Source organism: Kitasatospora humi (genome assembly GCF_020907985.1).
GTDB classification, from domain to species: Bacteria; Actinomycetota; Actinomycetes; order Streptomycetales; family Streptomycetaceae; genus Kitasatospora; species Kitasatospora humi.
Genome location: NZ_JAJJPA010000015.1, coordinates 117,908 through 136,847 on the forward strand (window position 1 = coordinate 117,908; position 18,940 = coordinate 136,847).

Here is an 18,940-nt window from a genome sequence, read left to right on the forward strand (position 1 = left end):
GTCCGATTCGGGATCAAATATTCGTATCGGCGAGGGTTTGGACTCGTCCGTCCTGACTCGCTAACGTCGGCGCCGATCTGTTCCGCCGCCGATTGGAGTCGTCAGCCCATGACGATGCCGCAACGCCCGGTGCTCCCGGGCCGCACTCCCCAGCAGGGCGCCGCGCGTCGGCTCTCCCGGGTGCTGGCGGTCACCGCCGCCGCCACCACGGCGCTGGCGATAACGGCGGGCAGCGCGGCGCAGGCGGCACCGGGCAGCCCCGTCCCGGGCCGGACCGACGTCAAGGCGCAGGTGGACCAGCTCTACACGGAGGCCGAACAGGCGTCGGAGCGGTCCAACGCCGCCGAGGAGGACGCGAAGCGGCTGCAGCGCGAGGCGGCCGAGCTGCAGGCCGCGGTGGCCCGGGACCAGGAGGCGGTCGCCGAGACCCGCACCGCGCTCGCCGAGATCGCCGCCGCCCAGTACCGGTCCGGCGGGCTGGACCCGACCGTGCAGCTGATGCTCTCCAGCGACCCGACCCGTTACCTGGCCGAGGCCCGCAGCCTCGGGCAGGCGGGTGAGCAGCGGGCCGACTCGCTGCGCCTGCTCCAGCAGCAGGAGCGCGCCCTGGACCAGCGCCGGGCCGAGGCGACCGCCAAACTCGCCCAGCTGGAGGCGGTGCGCACCACGCTGGGGCAGAGCAGGCAGCAGCTGCAGGACAAGCTGAGGAGCGCCCAGGCCCTGCTCGGCACCCTGACCGCCGACGACCGGGCGCAGCTGGCCGCGCAGGACGAGCGGGACGCCGAGCAGCGCGCCACCCGCGGCACCGACCGGCTCGACCTCGGCAGCGCACCGCCCGCCTCCGACCGCGCCGGCCTCGCGGTGGCCGCGGCGCTGAGCCGGCTCGGCTCGCCCTACGTCTACGGAGCCACCGGGCCCGATGCCTTCGACTGCTCCGGTCTGATGTACTGGGCCTGGCGGCAGGCCGGAGTGAACCTGCCGCGCACCTCCCAGCAGCAGGCGTTCGGGGGGCGGCGGATCAGCCTGGCCGAGGCGCAACCGGGAGACTTGGTGATCTTCTTCAAGGACATGCACCACGTCGGCATGTACGTCGGCGGCGGCACGGTGGTCCATGCCCCGCACCCGGGAGCCCGGGTGCGCTACGAGAGCGTCTCGGCGATGCCGGTCGTAGCGGTGGTGCGGGTCTGAGCGCCGGGATGGGGGTCCCCCCGGCCGATGGCTGGAGGACGGTGCCCGCGCAGAGCACGGCGCACCCCGGTGCGGTCAGCGGCGCCGGGGTGCCGCGGCGTACCGCGCTGCTGCTGGTGGCGGGGGCGCTCACCCAACTGTCGCTGCCGCTGACCGCGGCGCCGCGGACCGTCGAGGCCTCGACGGACGGCCGGCTCGCCGCCGACCGGCTGGCCGCACTGCTCGCCCGCCGCGCCGACCGGCTGCGCACCGGCGAGCTGGCCGCACTGCCGCTGGCCGAGCTGGACTACCGCCCGGTCGACTGGGACGCCGGCACGGTCACCGCCGAGCTGCGGTACCGGTGGCTCGGCTACGACGACTACCCCGCGGTGCTGCAGCGCCGGCTCACCCTGGCCGGCGCCGCGGTGACCGGGGAGACCGCAGCCCCGGGCGCCGCCGCGGCCCCCTGGGACCTGGGTGCGCCGAACCCGGTGCGCGGGGCGCGCTGCCTGGTGCTCGGCCCCGCCGGCCCGGCCGAGCTCGGCGCGCTGGCGGCGATCGGCGACCACGCGGTGCCGACCGTCAGCGCCGTCTGGGGGACCGGCTGGGCGGGCCGACTGGTGCTGCAACTTCCCGGCAGCGAGGCACAGTTCGCGCAGTTGCTGGGGGTCGATCCGAGCAGCTACCAGGACATAGCCGCGGTGACCAGCGCGGCGGCCGGTGCGCCGCTGCACACCCCCGCCGACCGGGTGATGGTCAATCCGGACGCCTTCCGGCAGCTCAGCGAGGTCGGCAAGCAGGTGGTCGTCACCCACGAGACCACCCATGTGGCGACCCGCGGTGACACCCGCCCCTGGACCCCGCTCTGGCTCTCCGAGGGTGTGGCGGACTGGACCGCCTACCTGGAGACCGGCCGCACCGCCCGGCAGATCGCGCCCGAGCTGACCCAGGACGTGGCGGTCGGCAAGCTGCCCACCGCGCTGCCCGCGGACACCGACTTCGCGGCCGGGGCCCAGGGCATAGCCCAGGCCTATGAGCTCTCCTGGCTGGCCTGCGACCTGATCGCCCGGCGGCACGGCCGGCAGGCGCTGGTCGACTTCTACCGCGCGGTCGGCGCGGCCGGGCCTGGCGCGGGGCGGGACCAACTGCTCGACCAGCTGTTCCGGCGTCAACTGGGCTACGGTCTGGCGCAGTTCACCCAGGACTGGATCGGCGAGGTGGAGCGGCAGCTGTCGCCGCAGGCGTGAGGCCGGGCCCTCGTGCGACGCGGGCCGTCGGTCAGTCGTCCAGCAGGCTCTGCTCGTAGGCGATGCCCGGGCGCACCGGGTAGGCGGACTGCTCGGGGCCGGGCAGCACCGCGGTGACGGCCGTGGGCTCGGGCCGTTCGCCCCGGGTGCTCAGCCACAGGCGGCGGCAGGACACCACGGTGGCGGCGACCAGCAGCAGGTTGCGCGCGGTGATGGTGGCGACGCCCAGCGGGTGGCTGGTCACCGTGTCGCTGAAGTTCATCGGGAACTCCAGGGTGGTCAGCAGCGTGGTGATCAGGATCATCACGGCCACCGGGCGCTGGCTGGTGCCGCGCACGGTCAGGCAGACCGCGGCCAGGCCGACCAGCCACACCATGTACTGCGGGCTGATCACCCGGCTGGTCGCGGTGAAGATCAGCAGGGCGGCGAGCGCCGCGTCATAGGTGGTGGACGCCTGCCAGCGGCGGGCCCGCAGCCGCCAGTAGAGCAGCCAGCCGAAGCCGACCAGGGTGCCGCCCAGGGCGACCTTGGAGATCACGCTGACCCAGGGGCCGACCATCTCCACCGAGCCGTAGTTCATCAGCACCTGGCCGCCGTGCCAGCCGCCGAACAGCCGGGCGAAGTGGATGGGCAGGGCGCCCACCGACTCCACCTCGATCCCGCGGTCGGCCTGGAAGGTGAGGAACTGGAAGGCGCCGTTCATGCCGGCGGCGATCAGGAACGCCAGGGAGGAGAGCGCGGCCAGGGCGCCGGTCCAGGAACGGGTGGTGCGGCGACCGCGCGGGGTGCCGGCCAGCGCGATGAGCGGCCACAGCTTCAGCAGGCCGCCGAGGCCCAGCAGCATGCCGCCGAGCACCGGGCGGCGCAGCAGGACCAGCAGGCCGATCACCGCGATCGCGGTGACCAGGATGTCGTAGCGGTTGTAGACGGTGGGGCCCAGCAGCGGCACGCCGACCACCCACATCCAGGGGCCGGCCAGGCTGCGGCCGCGGCGGGCACCGGAGCGGACCAGCAGCACCATGGCCGCCGCGTCGAAGATGCCGCAGCACACCCAGAACGAGACCAGGTAGGACCACGGCAGCAGGCCCGGCAGCAGTATCACCAGGGCGGCGCCCGGCGGGTACTGCCAGGTCACGTCGTCCATCGGGAAGGTGCCGGTCTGCAGCACCTGGAACCAGCCGTGGTAGATCACCGAGATGTCGGTGGTCACGTCCAGGCCGATCTTGAGCACCCCGGTGATCATCAGCACCACCAAGGTCCTGCTGACCACCCAACCGGCGCTCACCGCCCAGAGTGCGCCCCGCGCCGGGGCCGGCGAGCTGACGCCGGTGGCGCCTTCAGCGGGCGGAGCGGTCAGTGCGACGGTGCTGCTGCCAACGCTGCCGGCCCGGTCGTCCGGGCCGTCCTCCGCCAACACCACTGAGCTCCCTCGTTCATCTCGCCATGCGTCCGCACCGGACCGGTCGGGCGCCGACCGGTCGTACGCCTGTCCGTACGCCTGTCGCCCTGCCCGTCCTCTTCGTCTGTCCACCGGTTAGGACTGGCCCGGCAGGAAAACGGTTGCGGCCTGCCCGTCCGTTCCCGCCGAGACGGCATGGTGACCTATCGTACGGACCGGTGGGGGGAGAACCATGCACCCCCCGACCGTGCGAGGCGTGGCCAGTATGCCGAAAACCCTCATCGTCACCAACGACTTTCCCCCGCGCCCAGGCGGAATCCAGCGCTTCGTCCACAGCATGGCGGTGCGCCTGCCGGTCGGGGAGATTGTGGTGTATGCCTCATCCTGGCGGGGCGCGGGCGACGCTCCCGATCGAGTGACCGAGCGGTTCGACGCGCAGCAGCCCTTTCAGGTGATCCGGGACCGCGCCACGGTGCTGCTGCCGACCCCGCGGACGACCCGGCGGGCGGCGCAGATCCTGCGGGCCGAGGGGTGCGACTCGGTCTGGTTCGGCGCGGCCGCCCCGCTCGGCCTGATGGCCCCCGCGCTGCGCCGGGCCGGCGCCCGGCGACTGGTCGGCATGACGCACGGTCATGAGGCGGCCTGGGCACAGCTGCCCGGCTCCCGGCAGATGCTGCGGCGGGTCGCCGAAGGCACCGACACGCTGACCTACCTGGGGGAGTACACCCGGGTGCGGATCGCCGACGCGGTCGGGCCCGGCCCGGCGGCGCGGATGGCGCGGCTGCCACCGGGGGTGGACGAGCGGGTCTTCCACCCCGGCTCGGGGGGCGAGGCGGTGCGGGCCGGGCTCGGGCTGGCGGACCGGCCGGTGGTGGTCTGCGTCTCCAGGCTGGTGCGGCGCAAGGGGCAGGACACGCTGATCGCCGCACTGCCGCGGATCCTGGCGGCGGAACCGGACACGGTGCTGCTGGTCGTCGGGGGCGGGCCCTGCCTGCCGCGGCTGCGCAGGCTCGCCGCGTCGCTCGGGGTGGCCGGCTCGGTGGTGTTCACCGGGGAGGTGCCGTGGCCGGACCTGCCGGCGCACTACGGGGCCGGGGACGTGTTCGCGATGCCGTGCCGGACCAGGCGGGGCGGGCTGGATGTGGAGGGGCTCGGCATGGTCTACCTGGAGGCCTCGGCCACCGGGCTGCCGGTGATCGCCGGGGACTCCGGCGGGGCGCCGGACGCCGTGCGGGAGGGCGAGACCGGGTACGTGGTGCCGGGGCGGGCGCCGGGGGAGCTCGCCGACCGGGTGGTGACGCTGCTGCGGGAGCCCGCCCTGCGGCGCAAGCTCGGCGAGGCCGGGCGCGCCTGGGTGGAGGCGGAGTGGCGGTGGGAGCTGCTCGCGGGGCGGCTGCACGGGCTGCTGGGGGGCGACTGAGCGCTTGGCCGGGTGCCCGCCCGGCGCGCACTCACCCGGCGCGCGCCCGCCCGCTAGAGCGAGCGCCCGTGCGGACGCCTCGCTCCAAGTGCGCACCCGGGCTGCTCCGGTGCGCTCCCGGGCTGCTCTCGGCGCGCTTCCGGTGCGGCGCGTCCTACTTCTGGTACAGCGCCTCGACCTCGGCCGCGAAGTCCTTCAGCACCACGTTGCGCTTCAGCTTCAGCGACGGCGTCAGATAGCCGTTCTCCTCGGAGAAGACGGTGTCCAGAACGCGGAACTTCTTCACCGCCTCGGCGTGCGAGACGGCCTTGTTGCCCTCGTCCACCGCCTCCTGGAGGGCGGCCAGCAGCTGCGGGTCCTCGCGCAGCTCGGCCACGGTGGCCGGCTGCCGGTCGTTCAGCTCCAGCCACTTGGGCAGGAACTCCTGGTCGACGGTGATCAGGCAGCCGATGAACGGCCGCCGGTCGCCGACCACCATCACCTCGCCGACCAGCGGGTGGGCCCGGATCCGGTCCTCGATCACGGCGGGGGCGACGTTCTTGCCGCCCGCGGTGATGATGATCTCCTTCTTCCGACCGGTGATGGTCAGGTAGCCGTCGTCGTCGATGCTGCCCAGGTCACCGGTGGCGAACCAGCCGTCCTGCAGCGCCTCGGCGGTGGCGGTCGGGTTGTTCCAGTAACCGGTGAACACCTGCGGGCCCTTGAAGAGCACCTCGCCGTCCTCGGCGATCCGGCACGCCGAGCCGGGCACCGGCTGGCCGACCGTGCCGATCTTCGGCTTGTCGGCCGGGTTGAAGGCGGTGGCGGCGGCCGTCTCGGTCAGGCCGTAGCCCTCCAGCACCGTGAAGCCGATGCCCCGGTAGAAGTGGCCGAGCCGCTCGCCGAGCGGCGCGCCGCCGGAGATCGCGTGGGTGGCCCGGCCGCCGAGCGCGGCCCGCAGCTTGCTGTAGACCAGCTTGTCGAAGAGCGCGTGCTTCAGTCTGAGCACCAGGCCCGCGCCACCCTGGTCCTGCGCCCGGCTGTAGGCGATCGCCACGTCGGCGGCCTGGTCGAAGATCTTGCCCTTGCCCTCGGACTGGGCCTTGGCCCGCGCCGTGTTGAAGACCTTCTCGAAGACCCGCGGCACGCCCAGGATCAGCGTCGGCCGGAACGAGGCCAGCTCGGCGGTGACGTTCTTGATGTCGCTGACATGGCCGACCTTGGTGCCGGAGATCGCGGTGGCGATCGGGGCGATCCGGCCGAGCACGTGGGCCAGCGGCAGGAAGAGCAGCACCGAGGCGTCGCCCGGGACGAACAGCTCGGGCATCCGGGCCGTCACGTTGCCCAGCTCGTGCAGGAAGTTGCGGTGCGTCAGCTGACAGCCCTTCGGGCGCCCGGTGGTGCCCGAGGTGTAGACGATGGAGGCGATCGAGTCGGCGTTCAACGTCGCCCGGCGCTCGGTCACGGTGGCGTCGGGCACGTCGGTGCCCACCTCGGCCAGCTCCGCCAGCGCGGCGCGTTCGATCTGCCAGGTGTGCCGCAGCTGCGGCAGCCGGTCCCGGACCGACTCGACCACGGCCGCGTGCCCGTCGGTCTCGGTGATCACCGCGACCGCGCCGGAGTCGCCGAGGATCCACTGCACCTGCTCGGCCGAGGAGGTCTCGTAGACCGGCACGGTGATCGCGCCGGCGCACCAGATGGCGAAGTCGAGCAGCGTCCACTCGTAGCGCGTCCGCGACATGATGGCGACCCGGTCGCCCGGCTCGATGCCGGAGGCGATCAGGCCCTTGGCCGCCCGGTGCACCTCGGTCAGGAACGCGGCCGCCGAGACGTCCTGCCAGCGGCCGTCCACCTTGCGGGCGAGCACCGCGTTCTGCGGGCTGCGCTCGGCGTTCTGGTGGATCAGGTCCGAGAGGTTGCCACCGCTCGGTACCTGGTAGAGGGCCGGAAGGCGGAACTCGTCGAGCACTGCTGCTCCTCGTCTGCGACGCTGCGGGACGGCAGGACGTTACTGCCCGGTAGTCGGATTCCGATAGGGGGTCAGACCGGGTGTTCGAAGTGTCACATCCGTGGACGAACCCTGACCGAACGCCGGCCGTTGCAATTTGCACGATACGGCAGCGTCCGGACGACCCCGGACGGCGGCGGCACCGCGGCCGCGGGCCGCCCACCAGTGGTGACCGCCCGGTAACCCCCGCAGGCACGGGGGCCCGGGCCGCGCGCGATAGCCTTCGGGTGCATTGACCGGCACTGACGACCGGCCCGGGACACACGCGGGATACACGGAGGCCCACCCATGGCGGAACACACCAGGTCGAGCATCGTCATCGCGGCGACCCCGGCCGAGGTGATGGCGGTGATCGCCGATTTCGAGGCGTACCCCGCCTGGACGGGTGAGGTCAAGGAGGTCGAGGTGCTCGGCACCACCGAGCAGGGCCGCGCCGACCAGGTCCGGCTGCTGCTGGACGCCGGCGCGATCCGGGACGAGCACGTGCTCGCCTACACCTGGGACGACGAGCGCGAGGTCTCCTGGACCCTGGTGAAGAGCCAGATGCTGCGCTCCCTGGACGGCTCCTACACGCTGGCCCCGGTGGCCGGCGGCACCGAGGTGACCTACCAGCTCGCCGTGGACGTCAAGATCCCGATGCTCGGCATGATCAAGCGCAAGGCCGAGAAGGTGATCATCGACCGCGCCCTGGCCGGTCTGAAGAAGCGAGTCGAGAACCCCTGATGCCACGCCTGGTGCTGGTCACCGGCGACACCCCGGCGATCCCGGCGGTGGCCGCCGCGAGCGCCGTGCACGCCGCCGGCCGGGGCGCGCGCACCCTGCTGCTGGCCGCCGACGACCCGCACCGGCTGCTGGACGAGCAGTTCGGCACCCGGCTCAGCGGCTCCGACACGGAGGTCCGGCCCGGCCTGTGGGCGCGCCGCCTCGACGAGCAGCACGCGTTCCGGCGCGCGGTGGCCGGCCTGGACGGGCGCCTGCGCACCGGCTACGACCTGCTCGGCGTCGACCCCCTGGAGCCCGACGAGCTGACCGCGCTCCCCGGCACCCGCGCGCTGGCCCTGCTGCACGCCCTGCGCGGTCCGGCCGACGGCCGGCCGTACGACCAGGTGGTGGTGGCCGCCCCGCCACCCGCCGAACTGACCGCCGCCCTCGCCCTGCCCGAGCAGCTCGACCGCTACCTGGCCAGGCTGCTGCCCGAGCAGCGCCAGGCGGCCCGAGCACTGCGCCCGCTGCTGGCCGCGGTGGCGGGGATGCCGGCGCCCTCCGAATGGCTCCACGCCGCCCGCGACTGGGCGGCCGCCGAGCTGGCCGCCACCCGGTCCGTGATCGAGTCGCCGCACACCTCGGTGCGGCTCGCGGTGAGCGCCGCCGCCTGCTCGGTGCCGGCCCTGCGCCGGGCCGCGGCGGGGTTGGCGCTGTTCGGCCACCGGCTGGACTCGGTGGCCGTGCACGGCGCGCTGCCCCGGCGGGCGGCCGACTCGGTCGACCCGTGGCTGGCCGAGCAGGCGGCGGCCGAACGCGACCGGCTGGCCGGCATCGACCTCGGGGTGCCGCTGCTGACCGCCGACCGGACGGCGCACGAGGTGGACCGGCTGGCGGCCCAGCTGTTCGGCGACCGGCCCGCGCCGGAGCCGGCCGAGCGCTGGCCGTGGACCGCCGAGGACCGCCGCGCCGAGGACGGTGTGCTGGTGTGGCGGCTGGCCGCCCCCGGTGCCGACCGGGCCGACCTGGAACTGGTGCGCCGCGGCGACGAACTGGTGGTCGGGCTCGGCCCGTACCGGCGGATCCTGCCGCTGCCCGGCGCGCTGCGCCGCTGCACGGTTGCGGGTGCCGCACTGCGTGACGGCGAGTTGACGTTGCGCTTCGCACCGGACCCGGCCCTCTGGCCCGAGCGCGGCTAACCGGTAGCGTCGAACTCAAGGATCGCTGGACGACGATCGCTGGAGAGAGACGCGACATGAACGATTCAAGCCCTGTCGACAACCCCTTGGTCGACGAGGTGCGCAAGCTGGTGTCGGCCGTCGGAGGGCAGGCCCAGCAGGTCCTGGGCCGCTTCCGGGACGACAACCCCGAGGTCTACCAGCACCTCGCGACCGCCGGGAACGAGCTGCTGGCCGCCTATCGCGCCGTCCTCGCCGGACAGGAACGCCGCTGGTCGGCACCGGCGCCGTCGGACTCCGAGCGGATCGACCTGGACGCCGAACCGGACGCCCGGCCCGACCGCCAAGACGTCTAGACCTCATGACGGTGCGGCACGCAGTGGCTACCGAACGGATCGAATCGTACGACTTTTGAAGACTGCCGGCGAGGTTCCCAAGATGTTGGCTTCGGATAATGTATGGCGAAGTGTGTACGGGAGCACGGCCGGGCGGTACCGTTTCCGCTCATCGGGCACGAGCGAATGACTGAGGGACACATGGCTCTGACCATCGGCGTCGACGTCGGCGGGACCAAGATCGCGGCCGGTGTGGTCGACGAGAACGGCGAGATCCTGGCGCGCACCCGGGTGCCCACTCCGGCCGACCCGCAGTGGGCGGTCGACGCCATCGCCCAGGCGGTCCGCGAACTCAAGGAGGAGCACCCCGAGGTCGTCGCGGTGGGCGTGGGTGCGCCCGGCTTCGTCGACCGCGACCGCTCCACGGTGATCTTCGCGCCCAACATCGCCTGGGAGAACGAGCCGCTGCGCGGCCGGATCGAGGAGCTCACCGGCCTCGACGCGGTGGTGGAGAACGACGCCAACAGCGCGGCCTGGGCCGAGTTCAAGTTCGGCGCGGCCGCCGAGCACTCCGACATGGTGCTGATCACCGTCGGCACCGGCATCGGCGGCGGCATCGTGCTCGACGGCCGGCTGCACCGCGGCCGGTTCGGCGTGGCCGGCGAGATCGGCCACCTCAACATGGTCCCGGACGGCCTGCCCTGCGGCTGCGGCGGCAAGGGCTGCTGGGAGCAGTACGCCTCCGGCCGGGCGCTGCGCCGCTACGGCCGGGAGAAGGCGGCCGCCGACCGGGTCGCCGGCCGGCGGATGCTGGAGCTGAACGAGGGCGTCGCCGAGACCATCCGCGGCATCCACATCACCGAGGCCGCCGAGGGCGGCGACCCGCTCGCCCTGGAGGTCTACGAGGAGGTCGCCGACTGGCTCGGCCGCGGCATGGCCGACCTGGCCGCCCTCTTCGACCCGGGCGTCTTCGTGCTCGGCGGCGGCGTCTCGGACTCCGGCCGCCTACTGCTCGACCCGGTCGCCAAGGCCTTCGAGCACTACCTGACGGGCGGCGCGCTGCGCCCGCGCGCCGAGGTGGTGCTGGCCTCGATGGGCTCCGCCGCCGGCATCGTCGGCGCCGCCGACCTGGCCCGCACCATCTGACGGCCCGTCAAGCTGCTCCGCCGCCCGGGAGTTCCTCCCGGGCGCCGCACAGTGGGGCCGTCACACCACCGCGCCGCCGTTCGGGGGCGCGGGGTCGTCGGGGTCGCGGTCCTTGAGGCGGGCGATCAGGGTGACGAAGCCGGTGAGGAACGCGGGCAGGCCGACCCAGGCGGGCCAGCCGGCGACCTCGTGCCAGTAGAAGACGTCGAACAGCAGCAGCGCCGGGCCGCCGAGGACGGCGATCCAGGCGAGTTTGGCGGTGGTGTCACCGGTCGGCAGCGGGGGCGGCTCGGGCGGGATGAAGTGGTCCTCGTCCGGGTCATCGGCGGCTGCCCAGTCGCGCGGACCCCGGGCCGTGGTGCGGGGGCGCGGCTGCGGCGCGCCGGGTGGGTCCTCCTGGCCCGAGACGTCGGTGCGGGCGCGGATGTTCTCGATCTCGGGCCAGTCCGGGCGGGTCAGGTCGACGGGGTCGTCGAACTGGGCCACCAGGGCGGCGAAGATCGCGTCCTGCTCGGCCTGACTGGGGGTCGGCCGCTGCCCGGTCTCCTTGGGGCGCTCCTCGCCGTCGCCCGCGGGGCTGTTCTCCTGCTCGTGCTCGTGCACTGCCGACCCTTCGGTCCTGGTGGGCCCTCAGCCCCGCTGCTCGGTGGCCTCGGTGGGCCGCGTCGCCTTGGACAACCGACGGACGAACCCGAGGGATTCCCCGAAGATCAGTTCGGCGTCGTGGTCCAGGGTCGCCACATGGAAGCTCTGCTCGCAGAGCCGCTCCGTCACATCGACCGAGGATATCCGGGCGAGGACCAGAGCGGAGTTGGCCGGCGAGACCACGTGGTCCTGCGGGCTGCGCAGCAGCAGCACCGGCTGGGCCACCGCCGGCAGCGCCTGCCGCACCTCGCGCCAGAGCCGGCTCAGGGACCAGGCCGCGTGCAGCGGGACCCGGTCGTAGCCGACCTCCACGGCGCCCGGGCGGGCGATGTCGCCGGCGACCCCCGGCCGGCTCGGCACCAGGTGGCGCAGCACCGGCAGCAGCGCCGTCGCCCGGTTGTCGGATCGCACCGAGGGGTTGACCAGCACCACGCCGCTGACCCGGTCGCCGTGCTCGGCGGCCAGCTTCAGCGCCAGGCCGCCGCCCATCGACAGTCCGAAGACGAAGACCTGCTCGCACTCCTCGCTCAGGAGCAGCAGCTCCCGCGAGACCTCGGCGTACCAGTCCTGCCAGCGGGTGAGCTGCAGATCCTGCCAGCGGGTGCCGTGACCGGGCAGCAGCGGCACCGAGACGGTCAGGCCGGCCGCGGCCAGCCGCTCGGCCCACGGCCGCAGGGATTGCGGGCTGCCGGTGAAGCCGTGGCACAGGAGCACACCGACCGGGCCGGCGTGGTGGTGGAAGGGCTCGGCACCGGGCAGCAGAGGCATCCGGGGCTCCTCGGCGAGGGATCGGGTAGATCCAGATCGTCCCACGGCACGCGCCGGGCGTACAGACCTCCCGTACGCCGCACCCCCTCGGGTGCGTCCACCGCGCGATCGGGGCATTAGGATCGACCGGTCCGCAATACAGGAGGTCCGGGTTGTTCTACCGACTGATGAAGATGATCGTCGCACCGATGCTGCGGATCTTCTTCCGGCCGTGGACGGAAGGAATGGAGAACATCCCGGACGAGGGGCCGGCGATCATCGCCAGCAACCACCTGTCGTTCTCGGACTCCTTCTTCCTGCCGGCTCTGATGAAGCGTCGAGTCACCTTCATCGCCAAGGCCGAGTACTTCAACACACCGGGCCTCAAGGGCCGGCTGACCGCGGCGTTCTTCAAGGGCGTCGGCCAGCTCCCGGTGGACCGCTCCGGAGTGCGCGGTGCCGGTGAGGCCGCGATCCGCAGCGCCATCGCGGTGATCGACAGCGGCGAGCTGTTCGGCGTCTACCCGGAGGGCACCCGTTCGCCCGACGGCAAGCTCTACCGCGGCAAGGTCGGCGGTCTGGCCCGGGTCGCGCTGCAGACCGGCGCGCCGGTCATTCCGGTCGCGATGATCGACACCGAGAAGGTGCAGCCGCCCGGTCAGGTGATCCCCAACTTCGGTATCCGTCCGGGCATCCGGATCGGCCGTCCGATGGACTTCTCGCGGTACCAGGGCATGGAGAACGACCGGTTCATCCTGCGCTCGGTCACCGACGAGGTGATGTACGAGATCATGCGGTTGTCCGGCCAGGAGTACGTGGACATCTACGCGACCGCCGCCAAGCGGCAGATCGCGGAGGAGAAGAAGCGCGCCGAGGCCGAGCGCCGGGCCGAGCAGCGGGCCGAGCGGGCCGCCGAGAAGGAGCGCCAGGCAGCCGAGAAGGCGGCCCAGGCCCAGGCCGGGGCTGAGAAGGCCCAGAAGGGCGAGACTGGCGAGAAGTCGGAGCGGGACGGCAAGGGCTAGGTCCGCGATCGGGGGAACGGGGACGGGGGCGGGCGATGGCCGAGCTGCGCAGCGGCGCCGGCGGGGCGGTGGCGGCCGGCGGGATGTCGGTGGAGCTGCCGCTGTGGCGGGCGATCAGCGTCTTCCGGGTGCTGGCGCTCGGCTATGCGCTGGCCCGGTACGGTGCCTCCTTCCACCACTTCGCCCACCCGGTCCCCGGTTGGATCTACCTGGGCGGCCTGGTGGTCTGGACGCTGGCCACGCTGCGCGCGTTCGGCAGCCCGACCCGGCTGCTCTGGCCGGTGCTCGCCGTCGACCTCGGGATCGCCGTCTACGGCGTGGTGCTGAGCGGGCAGATCGACACCCCGCAGCGGATCGCGGCCGGCTCGCTCACCCTGCCCACCATCTGGGCGGCCGGTACCGTGCTGGGCTGCGCCGCCAAGGGCGGCTGGCGCCCGGCCGTGACCGCCGGCCTGGTGATCGGTGCCGCGAACCTGCTCGGCCACGGCGGGGTCACCGGCGACAACGTGCACAACTGCGTGCTGCTGCTGGTGGCCGGCTGCGCGATCGGCTACGTAATCGAGCTGGCCCGGGCCAGCGAGGCCACCCTCACCAAGGCGCTCAAGCTGGAGGCCGCGACCAGGGAGCGGGAGCGGCTCTCCCGGGACATCCACGACGGGGTGCTCCAGGTGCTGGCCCTGACCCAGCGCCAAGTGGCGGGTGAGATCGGCCGGTTGGCGGGCGAGCAGGAGCGGGCGCTGCGGGCGCTGATGACTGCCGGGCCGCTGCCCGGGCAGCGCGACGGCGAGCCGGCGGACGGGCCGCGCGACCTGCGGGAGCTGCTGACGCCGTTCGGCGACGAGCGGATCACCCTCTCCGCGCCGGCGACCGAGGTGCTGCTGCCCGCCCGGACAGCCGCGGAGCTGGCCGCGGCGGTCGGCGCTGCGGTGGACAACGTGCGCCAGCACGCCGGGGAGGCGGCCCGGGCCTGGATCCTGCTGGAGGACGAGCCCGAGGCGGTGACCGTCTCGATCCGCGACGACGGGCAGGGGTTCGCCCCCGGGCGGCTGGCCGAGGCGCGGGCGGCCGGGCGGCTCGGGGTGGTCCAGTCGATCGAGGGCCGGCTGCGCGACCTGGGCGGCACGGCGAGCTTCCACTCGGCGCCCGGCGAGGGCGTGGAGGTCGAGTTGACGCTGCCCAAGGAGGGCTGACGGCGATGGACGGGCTGCGGGTGATGGTCGTCGATGACCACCCGATGTGGCGTGAGGCGGTGGCCCGCGACCTGGCGGACGCCGGGTTCAGCGTGGTGGCGACCGCGGGGGACGGGCCGGAGGCGGTGCGCCGGGCCAAGGCGGCGGCGCCGCAGGTGCTGGTCCTCGACCTCAACCTGCCCCAGCTGCCCGGGGTGGAGGTCTGCCGCCAGGTGGTGGCCGCCGACCCGGCGGTGCGGGTGCTGGTGCTCTCCGCCAGCGGGGAGCACGCGGACGTGCTGGAGGCGGTGAAGGCCGGGGCCACCGGCTACCTGGTGAAGTCGGCCGGCCGCGACGAACTGCTGGACGCGGTGCGGCGCACGGCGGCCGGCGACCCGGTCTTCACGCCCGGGCTGGCCGGCCTGGTGCTGGGGGAGTTCCGCCGGCTGGCCGCCGCGCCGGCCCCCGCCGGCCCCGACCGGGGGGAGCCGGCGGTGCCCCGGCTGACGGCGCGGGAGACCGAGGTGCTGCGGATGGTGGCCAAGGGCCTGTCCTACCGTCAGATCGCCGAACGGCTGGTGCTCTCGCACCGCACGGTGCAGAACCACGTCCAGAACACCCTGGGCAAGCTGCAGCTGCACAACCGGGTGGAGCTGGTCCGCTACGCGATCGAGCAGGGCTTGGACGAGGCCTGACGCGAGGCCAGCAGATCGGCGACGATCTGCGGGCCCTCCAGGGTGAGCACGGATTCCGGGTGGAACTGCAGCCCGGCGAAACCCGGTCCGCGCACCGCGACCACGTCGCCGGTGGCCGGGTCGTGGGCCACCTCGATGCCGTCGGCGGCAAGTCGGGCAAGGTCGTCGGCGGTGCAGCGGGCGGTGAAGGTGTTGTAGAAGCCGACCGTGCGCGGGGTGCCGAACAGCTCGACCTGCTCCTGGGTGCCCTGGTAGACCCGGTCCTTGCGGCGCAGGTCGAGGCCGAGGGTGGCGCAGAGCAGCTGGTGGCTGAGGCAGACCGCGAGCAGCGGCGCCTGCCGGGCACCGGAGAGCGCGGCCGCCAGCGCGTCGGCGACGATCGGCCGAAGCACCGCCATCTTCGGGTCGGTCAGGTCGGCCGGGTCGCCGGGGCCGGGTCCCAGCACCAGCGGGCCGGCGTGGGCGGCGACGCGCTCGCGCAGGCCCGGGGCGTCGAACGGGACCACCTCCACCCGGTGGCCGAGCGAGCGCAGCAGGTGGGCCAGCATCGTGGTGAAGGTGTCCTCGCCGTCCACCACCAGGGTCGGTTCGGGCTGCCCGGCGGGGAGCGGCTGCTGCATCCGCAGCCAGAACGGGGCGAGACCGGCCCGCCGGGCGTCCAGCGCGGCCTGCACCCGGTGGTTGTCGGCGAGCCGCGGGGCGCCGCCGTGGCCGGGGACGCGGCCCGGGGCCGGCCGGGCGCCGAGCGCGGCCAGCACCCCGGCGGCCTTGGCGTGGGTCTCGGCCACCTCGGAGGCCGGGTCGGAGTGCCGCACCAGGGTGGCGCCGACCCGCACCACCAGCGAGCCGTCGGCCGGGTCGATGTCGGCGGTGCGGATGCAGATCGGCGAGTCCAGCTGCTGGCCGCCGCCGGCCGAGCGCCCGATCAGCGCCAGCGCGCCCGCGTAGTAGCCGCGCCCGGAGGTCTCGTAGCGGCGGATCACCCGGGCGGCGTTCTGCACCGGGCTGCCGGTGACGGTGGCCGCGAACATGGTCTCGCGCAGCACCTCGCGGACGTCGAGCGAGGTGCGCCCGCGCAGCTCGTACTCGGTGTGCGCGAGGTGGGCCATCTCCTTGAGCCGGGGGCCGAGCACCTGGCCGCCGAGGTCGCCGACCGCGCACATCATCTTGAGCTCCTCGTCGACCACCATGGTGAGCTCCTCCGACTCCTTGCGGTCGTGCAGGAAGTCGAGCAGCGTCTGGAGGGTCGGGCCGTCGGCCGGATAGCGGTAGGTGCCGGAGATCGGGTTCATCACCACGGTGCCGCCGCTCTGCCGGACGTGGACCTCGGGGGAGGCACCGACCAGCAGGCGGTCGCCGGTCGAGACCAGGAAGGTCCAGTAGGCGCCGCGCTCCTGGCGGAGCAGCCGGCGCAGCAGGCTGAGCCCCAGCGCCGGCGACCAGTCCCGGAGCGTGGCCCGGAAGTCGCGCCGGATCACGAAGTTGGCGCCCTCGCCGCGCCCGATCTCGTCCTCGATCACCCGCCGGACGATCCCGGCGTACTCCTCGTCGTCGATGTCGAAGGCACCGCCGGTCAGCGCCACCGGCAGGTCGGGCAGCGCGGCCAGCACCTCGGCCAACGGCAGCGCGTACTGCTCGGTCACCGCCAGCGCCTGCAGCGGGGTGCCGTCGTCGTGCACTTCGAAGCCGCGCTCGCTCAGCTGCCGGAACGGGACCAGCGCCAGCAGGTCGTGGCGCGGACGGCCGTCGGCGGGGGCGCCGGCCGGCAGCGGCAGGTCGGCCAGGGTGTCGTACCGCCCGACCTCGCCGATCAGCAGCTCGACGGTGTCGGGCGCCAGCCGTGGGGTGCGGCGGTGCAGCAGGGCGAAGGCGGGTGCGCCGGGGGCGGTCAGGCGGGCGAGCAGGGCGGCGGCGCCGGGGTCGTTCACGTGCAACCTCTTTCCGAGGATCAAGGTCGCTCCACCGGGCGGGCCGCAGGTGCCGGAAATACCGACGGCCGCCCGAGGGCGGCCGTCGTGTCGTCTACTGGGAACGCGCGATCAGTGGGCCACCTCGGGGATGGTCCACCACCAGGAGAAGGTGTGCGGCGCGGTCATGGGAAGGACGATAGCCGATCGGCTCCCCAGTTGGGCGGCGCACGGGGATAAGTCCACCGCGCGTCTCACCAGGTGGTTGGCCGACGAAATTCGGTCGACGCACCCCGTAGCCTTGGCTGCGTGACCGTGACAACTGAGACATCTAGGGCAGCCTTCTCCTGGCAGTCCCTCCCCGCGGCGCAGCAGCCTGAGTGGCCGGACCCGGAGGCGCTGCGCGACGCCCTTGTGGAACTCGCCTCCTATCCGCCGCTGGTGTTCGCCGGCGAGTGCGACCAGCTGCGCGCCCGGCTCGGTGCCGTCGCGCGTGGCGAAGCCTTCCTGCTGCAGGGAGGCGACTGCGCCGAGGCCTTCGACGGGGTCTCCGCGGACCACATCCGCAACAAGCTCAAGACCCTGCTGCAGATGGCCGCCGTGCTCACCTACGCGGCCTCGGTCCCGGTGGTCAAGGTGGGCCGGATCGCCGGCCAGTACTCCAAGCCGCGCTCCAAGTCGACCGAGACCCGCGACGGCGTGACCCTGCCGGTCTACCGCGGCGACTCGGTGAACGGCTTCGAGTTCACCCCCGAGTCCCGCCGCCCGGACCCGGAGCGGCTGAAGAGGATGTACCACGCCTCCGCCGCCACGCTGAACCTGGTCCGCGCCTTCACCACCGGTGGTTACGCCGACCTGCGCCAGGTGCACGCCTGGAACCAGGACTTCGTGCGCAACTCGCCGGCCGGCCAGCGCTACGAGCGGCTGGCCAAGGAGATCGACAACGCGCTGAACTTCATGCAGGCCTGCGGGGTCACTCCGGAGGAGTTCCGCACCGTCGAGTTCTACTCCTCGCACGAGGCGCTGGTGCTGGACTACGAGACCGCCCTGACCCGGGTGGACTCGCGCACCGGCGAGCTCTACGACGTCTCGGGGCACATGGTCTGGATCGGTGAGCGCACCCGCCAGCTGGACCACGCCCACATCGAGTTCGCCTCCAGGATCCGCAACCCGATCGGCGTCAAGCTGGGCCCGACCACCTCGGTCGACGAGGCGCTCACCCTGATCGAGCGGCTCGATCCGGACCGCGAGCCGGGCCGGCTGACCTTCATCACCCGGATGGGCGCGGGCAAGATCCGCGACCGCCTGCCGGAGCTGGTGGACAAGGTCACGGCCAGCGGGGCGCAGCCGGTGTGGATCTGCGACCCGATGCACGGCAACACCTTCGAGGCGGAGACCGGGCACAAGACCCGCCGCTTCGACGACGTGCTGGACGAGGTCAAGGGCTTCTTCGAGGTGCACCGCTCGCTCGGCACCCACCCGGGCGGCATCCACGTCGAGCTGACCGGTGACGACGTGACCGAGTGCGTCGGCGGTGGCGACGAGGTGCTGGTCGACGACCTGCACCAGCGCTACGAGACGGCCTGCGACCCGCGGCTCAACCGCAGCCAGTCGCTGGACCTGGCCTTCCTGGTCGCGGAGATGTACCGCGAGCACTGAGGCGCGGCCGAAGGGCGCCGGCGCCGAGGCGGCGGTCCCGGAGGCGGGCCCGCGGAGCAACTGTGACGAAGGTCCTGCCCCGGATCAGGGGCAGGACCTTCTCGTCCGGGTAGACGCTTGACTAAGGTAAGCCTTAGCTGACCGGCGCCCCGGCGCCCCGCACCACCTGGGAGAGACCGCGATGTATGTCTGCATGTGCCATGCGGTCACCGAGGACCAGGTGAAGCGGGCGATCGACGCCGGCGCCAACTCGCCGCGCCAGATCGTCGCCCGGGGCTGCAAGGCCGGCACCGACTGCGGCTCCTGCGTCCGCCGGATACAGGCCCTGCTGGGCGAGCACGGCGGCCGTCCGTGTCCGACCGCCCGGCTGGCCGCCAAGCTCGGGCTGGCCGATCCCGGGGCCGACCCGCGCAACGCACCCGGGCCGGTCCCGGCGCCCGGGTCGACGCCGGTCCCCGGAGCCGCTCCCGCGGTCGGGCCGGTCCCGGCGCCCGGCTCGCGGGTCGCCTGACCGG

At 73.6% G+C, this 18,940-nt stretch carries 17 protein-coding genes; 12 read left to right on the top strand and 5 right to left on the bottom strand.

The window, feature by feature from the left end:
- Positions 1-108: 108 nt before the first annotated feature.
- Together LN042_RS16945 and LN042_RS16950 are read left to right on the top strand one after the other, a co-directional pair.
- Complete coding sequence (locus tag LN042_RS16945) at positions 109-1,188, top strand: C40 family peptidase (protein WP_372495756.1); 1,080 nt, start codon at positions 109-111, stop codon at positions 1,186-1,188.
- Positions 1,189-1,229: 41 nt separating this feature from the next.
- Positions 1,230-2,414, top strand: a complete 1,185-nt coding sequence (locus LN042_RS16950; protein WP_230052063.1) for a hypothetical protein — start codon at positions 1,230-1,232, stop codon at positions 2,412-2,414.
- A 31-nt stretch (positions 2,415-2,445) separates the two neighbouring features.
- Here the strand turns inward: LN042_RS16950 and LN042_RS16955 are convergent, their stop codons facing one another.
- Positions 2,446-3,834, bottom strand: coding sequence for a glycosyltransferase 87 family protein (locus tag LN042_RS16955; RefSeq protein WP_230052064.1), 1,389 nt, complete (start codon positions 3,832-3,834; stop codon positions 2,446-2,448).
- A gap of 244 nt (positions 3,835-4,078) precedes the next feature.
- On the opposite strand from LN042_RS16955, the gene LN042_RS16960 reads away from it, so the two are divergent.
- Complete coding sequence (locus LN042_RS16960; RefSeq protein ID WP_230052065.1) at positions 4,079-5,233, top strand: glycosyltransferase family 4 protein; 1,155 nt, start codon at positions 4,079-4,081, stop codon at positions 5,231-5,233.
- A gap of 154 nt (positions 5,234-5,387) precedes the next feature.
- Here LN042_RS16960 and LN042_RS16965 read toward each other — a convergent pair whose 3' ends face one another.
- Positions 5,388-7,181 carry an AMP-dependent synthetase/ligase gene (locus tag LN042_RS16965; RefSeq protein WP_230052066.1) on the bottom strand — a complete coding sequence of 598 codons (1,794 nt, stop codon included), beginning with the start codon at positions 7,179-7,181 and terminating at the stop codon, positions 5,388-5,390.
- Positions 7,182-7,508: 327 nt separating this feature from the next.
- On the opposite strand from LN042_RS16965, the gene LN042_RS16970 reads away from it, so the two are divergent.
- The 4 genes from LN042_RS16970 (at position 7,509) to LN042_RS16985 (ending at position 10,581) form a co-directional block, all read left to right on the top strand.
- The gene (locus LN042_RS16970) at positions 7,509-7,943 is read left to right on the top strand and encodes an SRPBCC family protein (RefSeq protein WP_230052067.1); all 435 of its coding nucleotides are present in this window, start codon (positions 7,509-7,511) and stop codon (positions 7,941-7,943) included.
- Positions 7,943-9,121, top strand: a complete 1,179-nt coding sequence (locus LN042_RS16975; protein ID WP_230052068.1) for an ArsA family ATPase — start codon at positions 7,943-7,945, stop codon at positions 9,119-9,121. Before LN042_RS16970 ends, LN042_RS16975 begins: the two co-directional genes overlap by 1 nt.
- A gap of 56 nt (positions 9,122-9,177) precedes the next feature.
- Positions 9,178-9,456, top strand: a complete 279-nt coding sequence (locus LN042_RS16980) for a DUF5304 family protein (RefSeq protein WP_230052069.1) — start codon at positions 9,178-9,180, stop codon at positions 9,454-9,456.
- 180 nt (positions 9,457-9,636) lie between these two features.
- On the top strand, positions 9,637-10,581 hold the full coding sequence (locus tag LN042_RS16985; protein WP_230052070.1) for an ROK family glucokinase: 945 nt from the start codon (positions 9,637-9,639) through the stop codon (positions 10,579-10,581).
- 60 nt (positions 10,582-10,641) lie between these two features.
- Here LN042_RS16985 and LN042_RS16990 read toward each other — a convergent pair whose 3' ends face one another.
- On the bottom strand, positions 10,642-11,184 hold the full coding sequence (locus tag LN042_RS16990; protein ID WP_230052071.1) for a hypothetical protein: 543 nt from the start codon (positions 11,182-11,184) through the stop codon (positions 10,642-10,644).
- A 27-nt stretch (positions 11,185-11,211) separates the two neighbouring features.
- A complete protein-coding gene (locus LN042_RS16995) occupies positions 11,212-11,994 on the bottom strand; it encodes an alpha/beta hydrolase (RefSeq protein ID WP_230052072.1) in 783 nt (260 codons plus the stop codon).
- Positions 11,995-12,161: 167 nt separating this feature from the next.
- Here LN042_RS16995 and LN042_RS17000 point away from each other — a divergent pair, with 167 nt between their 5' ends.
- Genes LN042_RS17000 through LN042_RS17010 form a run of 3 tightly spaced genes read left to right on the top strand, consistent with a single transcriptional unit; the run spans position 12,162 to position 14,859 of the window.
- The gene (locus LN042_RS17000; RefSeq protein WP_230052095.1) at positions 12,162-12,995 is read left to right on the top strand and encodes a lysophospholipid acyltransferase family protein; all 834 of its coding nucleotides are present in this window, start codon (positions 12,162-12,164) and stop codon (positions 12,993-12,995) included.
- 35 nt (positions 12,996-13,030) lie between these two features.
- Positions 13,031-14,185 carry a MacS family sensor histidine kinase gene (macS, locus tag LN042_RS17005; RefSeq protein WP_230052073.1) on the top strand — a complete coding sequence of 385 codons (1,155 nt, stop codon included), beginning with the start codon at positions 13,031-13,033 and terminating at the stop codon, positions 14,183-14,185.
- 5 nt (positions 14,186-14,190) lie between these two features.
- Positions 14,191-14,859, top strand: a complete 669-nt coding sequence (locus tag LN042_RS17010) for a response regulator (RefSeq protein ID WP_230052074.1) — start codon at positions 14,191-14,193, stop codon at positions 14,857-14,859.
- On the opposite strand, the gene LN042_RS17015 is transcribed toward LN042_RS17010, so the two are convergent.
- On the bottom strand, positions 14,826-16,787 hold the full coding sequence (locus LN042_RS17015; RefSeq protein WP_230052075.1) for an anthranilate synthase family protein: 1,962 nt from the start codon (positions 16,785-16,787) through the stop codon (positions 14,826-14,828). The genes LN042_RS17010 and LN042_RS17015 overlap by 34 nt on opposite strands.
- Before the next feature lie 288 nt (positions 16,788-17,075).
- On the opposite strand from LN042_RS17015, the gene LN042_RS17020 reads away from it, so the two are divergent.
- Both LN042_RS17020 and LN042_RS17025 read left to right on the top strand, forming a co-directional pair.
- Positions 17,076-18,425 (top strand): class II 3-deoxy-7-phosphoheptulonate synthase, encoded by a 1,350-nt coding sequence (locus LN042_RS17020; protein WP_230052076.1) that lies wholly within the window; start codon positions 17,076-17,078, stop codon positions 18,423-18,425.
- Positions 18,426-18,606: 181 nt separating this feature from the next.
- Positions 18,607-18,936: a (2Fe-2S)-binding protein gene (locus LN042_RS17025; protein ID WP_230052077.1), complete on the top strand. Its 330-nt coding sequence runs from the start codon at positions 18,607-18,609 to the stop codon at positions 18,934-18,936.
- Positions 18,937-18,940: the final 4 nt, after the last annotated feature.

Excerpts from the sequence above, each read along its gene's own strand:
- LN042_RS17025 (WP_230052077.1), top strand. The coding sequence starts at position 18,607 with ATGTATGTCTGCATGTGCCATGCGGTCACCGAGGACCAGGTGAAGCGG.
- LN042_RS16970 (WP_230052067.1), top strand. The coding sequence starts at position 7,509 with ATGGCGGAACACACCAGGTCGAGCATCGTCATCGCGGCGACCCCGGCC.
- LN042_RS16980 (WP_230052069.1), top strand. The coding sequence starts at position 9,178 with ATGAACGATTCAAGCCCTGTCGACAACCCCTTGGTCGACGAGGTGCGC.
- LN042_RS17000 (WP_230052095.1), top strand. The coding sequence starts at position 12,162 with ATGAAGATGATCGTCGCACCGATGCTGCGGATCTTCTTCCGGCCGTGG.
- macS (WP_230052073.1), top strand. The coding sequence starts at position 13,031 with ATGGCCGAGCTGCGCAGCGGCGCCGGCGGGGCGGTGGCGGCCGGCGGG.
- LN042_RS16960 (WP_230052065.1), top strand. The coding sequence starts at position 4,079 with ATGCCGAAAACCCTCATCGTCACCAACGACTTTCCCCCGCGCCCAGGC.
- LN042_RS16995 (WP_230052072.1), bottom strand. The coding sequence starts at position 11,994 with ATGCCTCTGCTGCCCGGTGCCGAGCCCTTCCACCACCACGCCGGCCCG.
- LN042_RS16985 (WP_230052070.1), top strand. The coding sequence starts at position 9,637 with ATGGCTCTGACCATCGGCGTCGACGTCGGCGGGACCAAGATCGCGGCC.
- LN042_RS16945 (WP_372495756.1), top strand. The coding sequence starts at position 109 with ATGACGATGCCGCAACGCCCGGTGCTCCCGGGCCGCACTCCCCAGCAG.
- LN042_RS16975 (WP_230052068.1), top strand. The coding sequence starts at position 7,943 with ATGCCACGCCTGGTGCTGGTCACCGGCGACACCCCGGCGATCCCGGCG.
- LN042_RS17010 (WP_230052074.1), top strand. The coding sequence starts at position 14,191 with ATGGACGGGCTGCGGGTGATGGTCGTCGATGACCACCCGATGTGGCGT.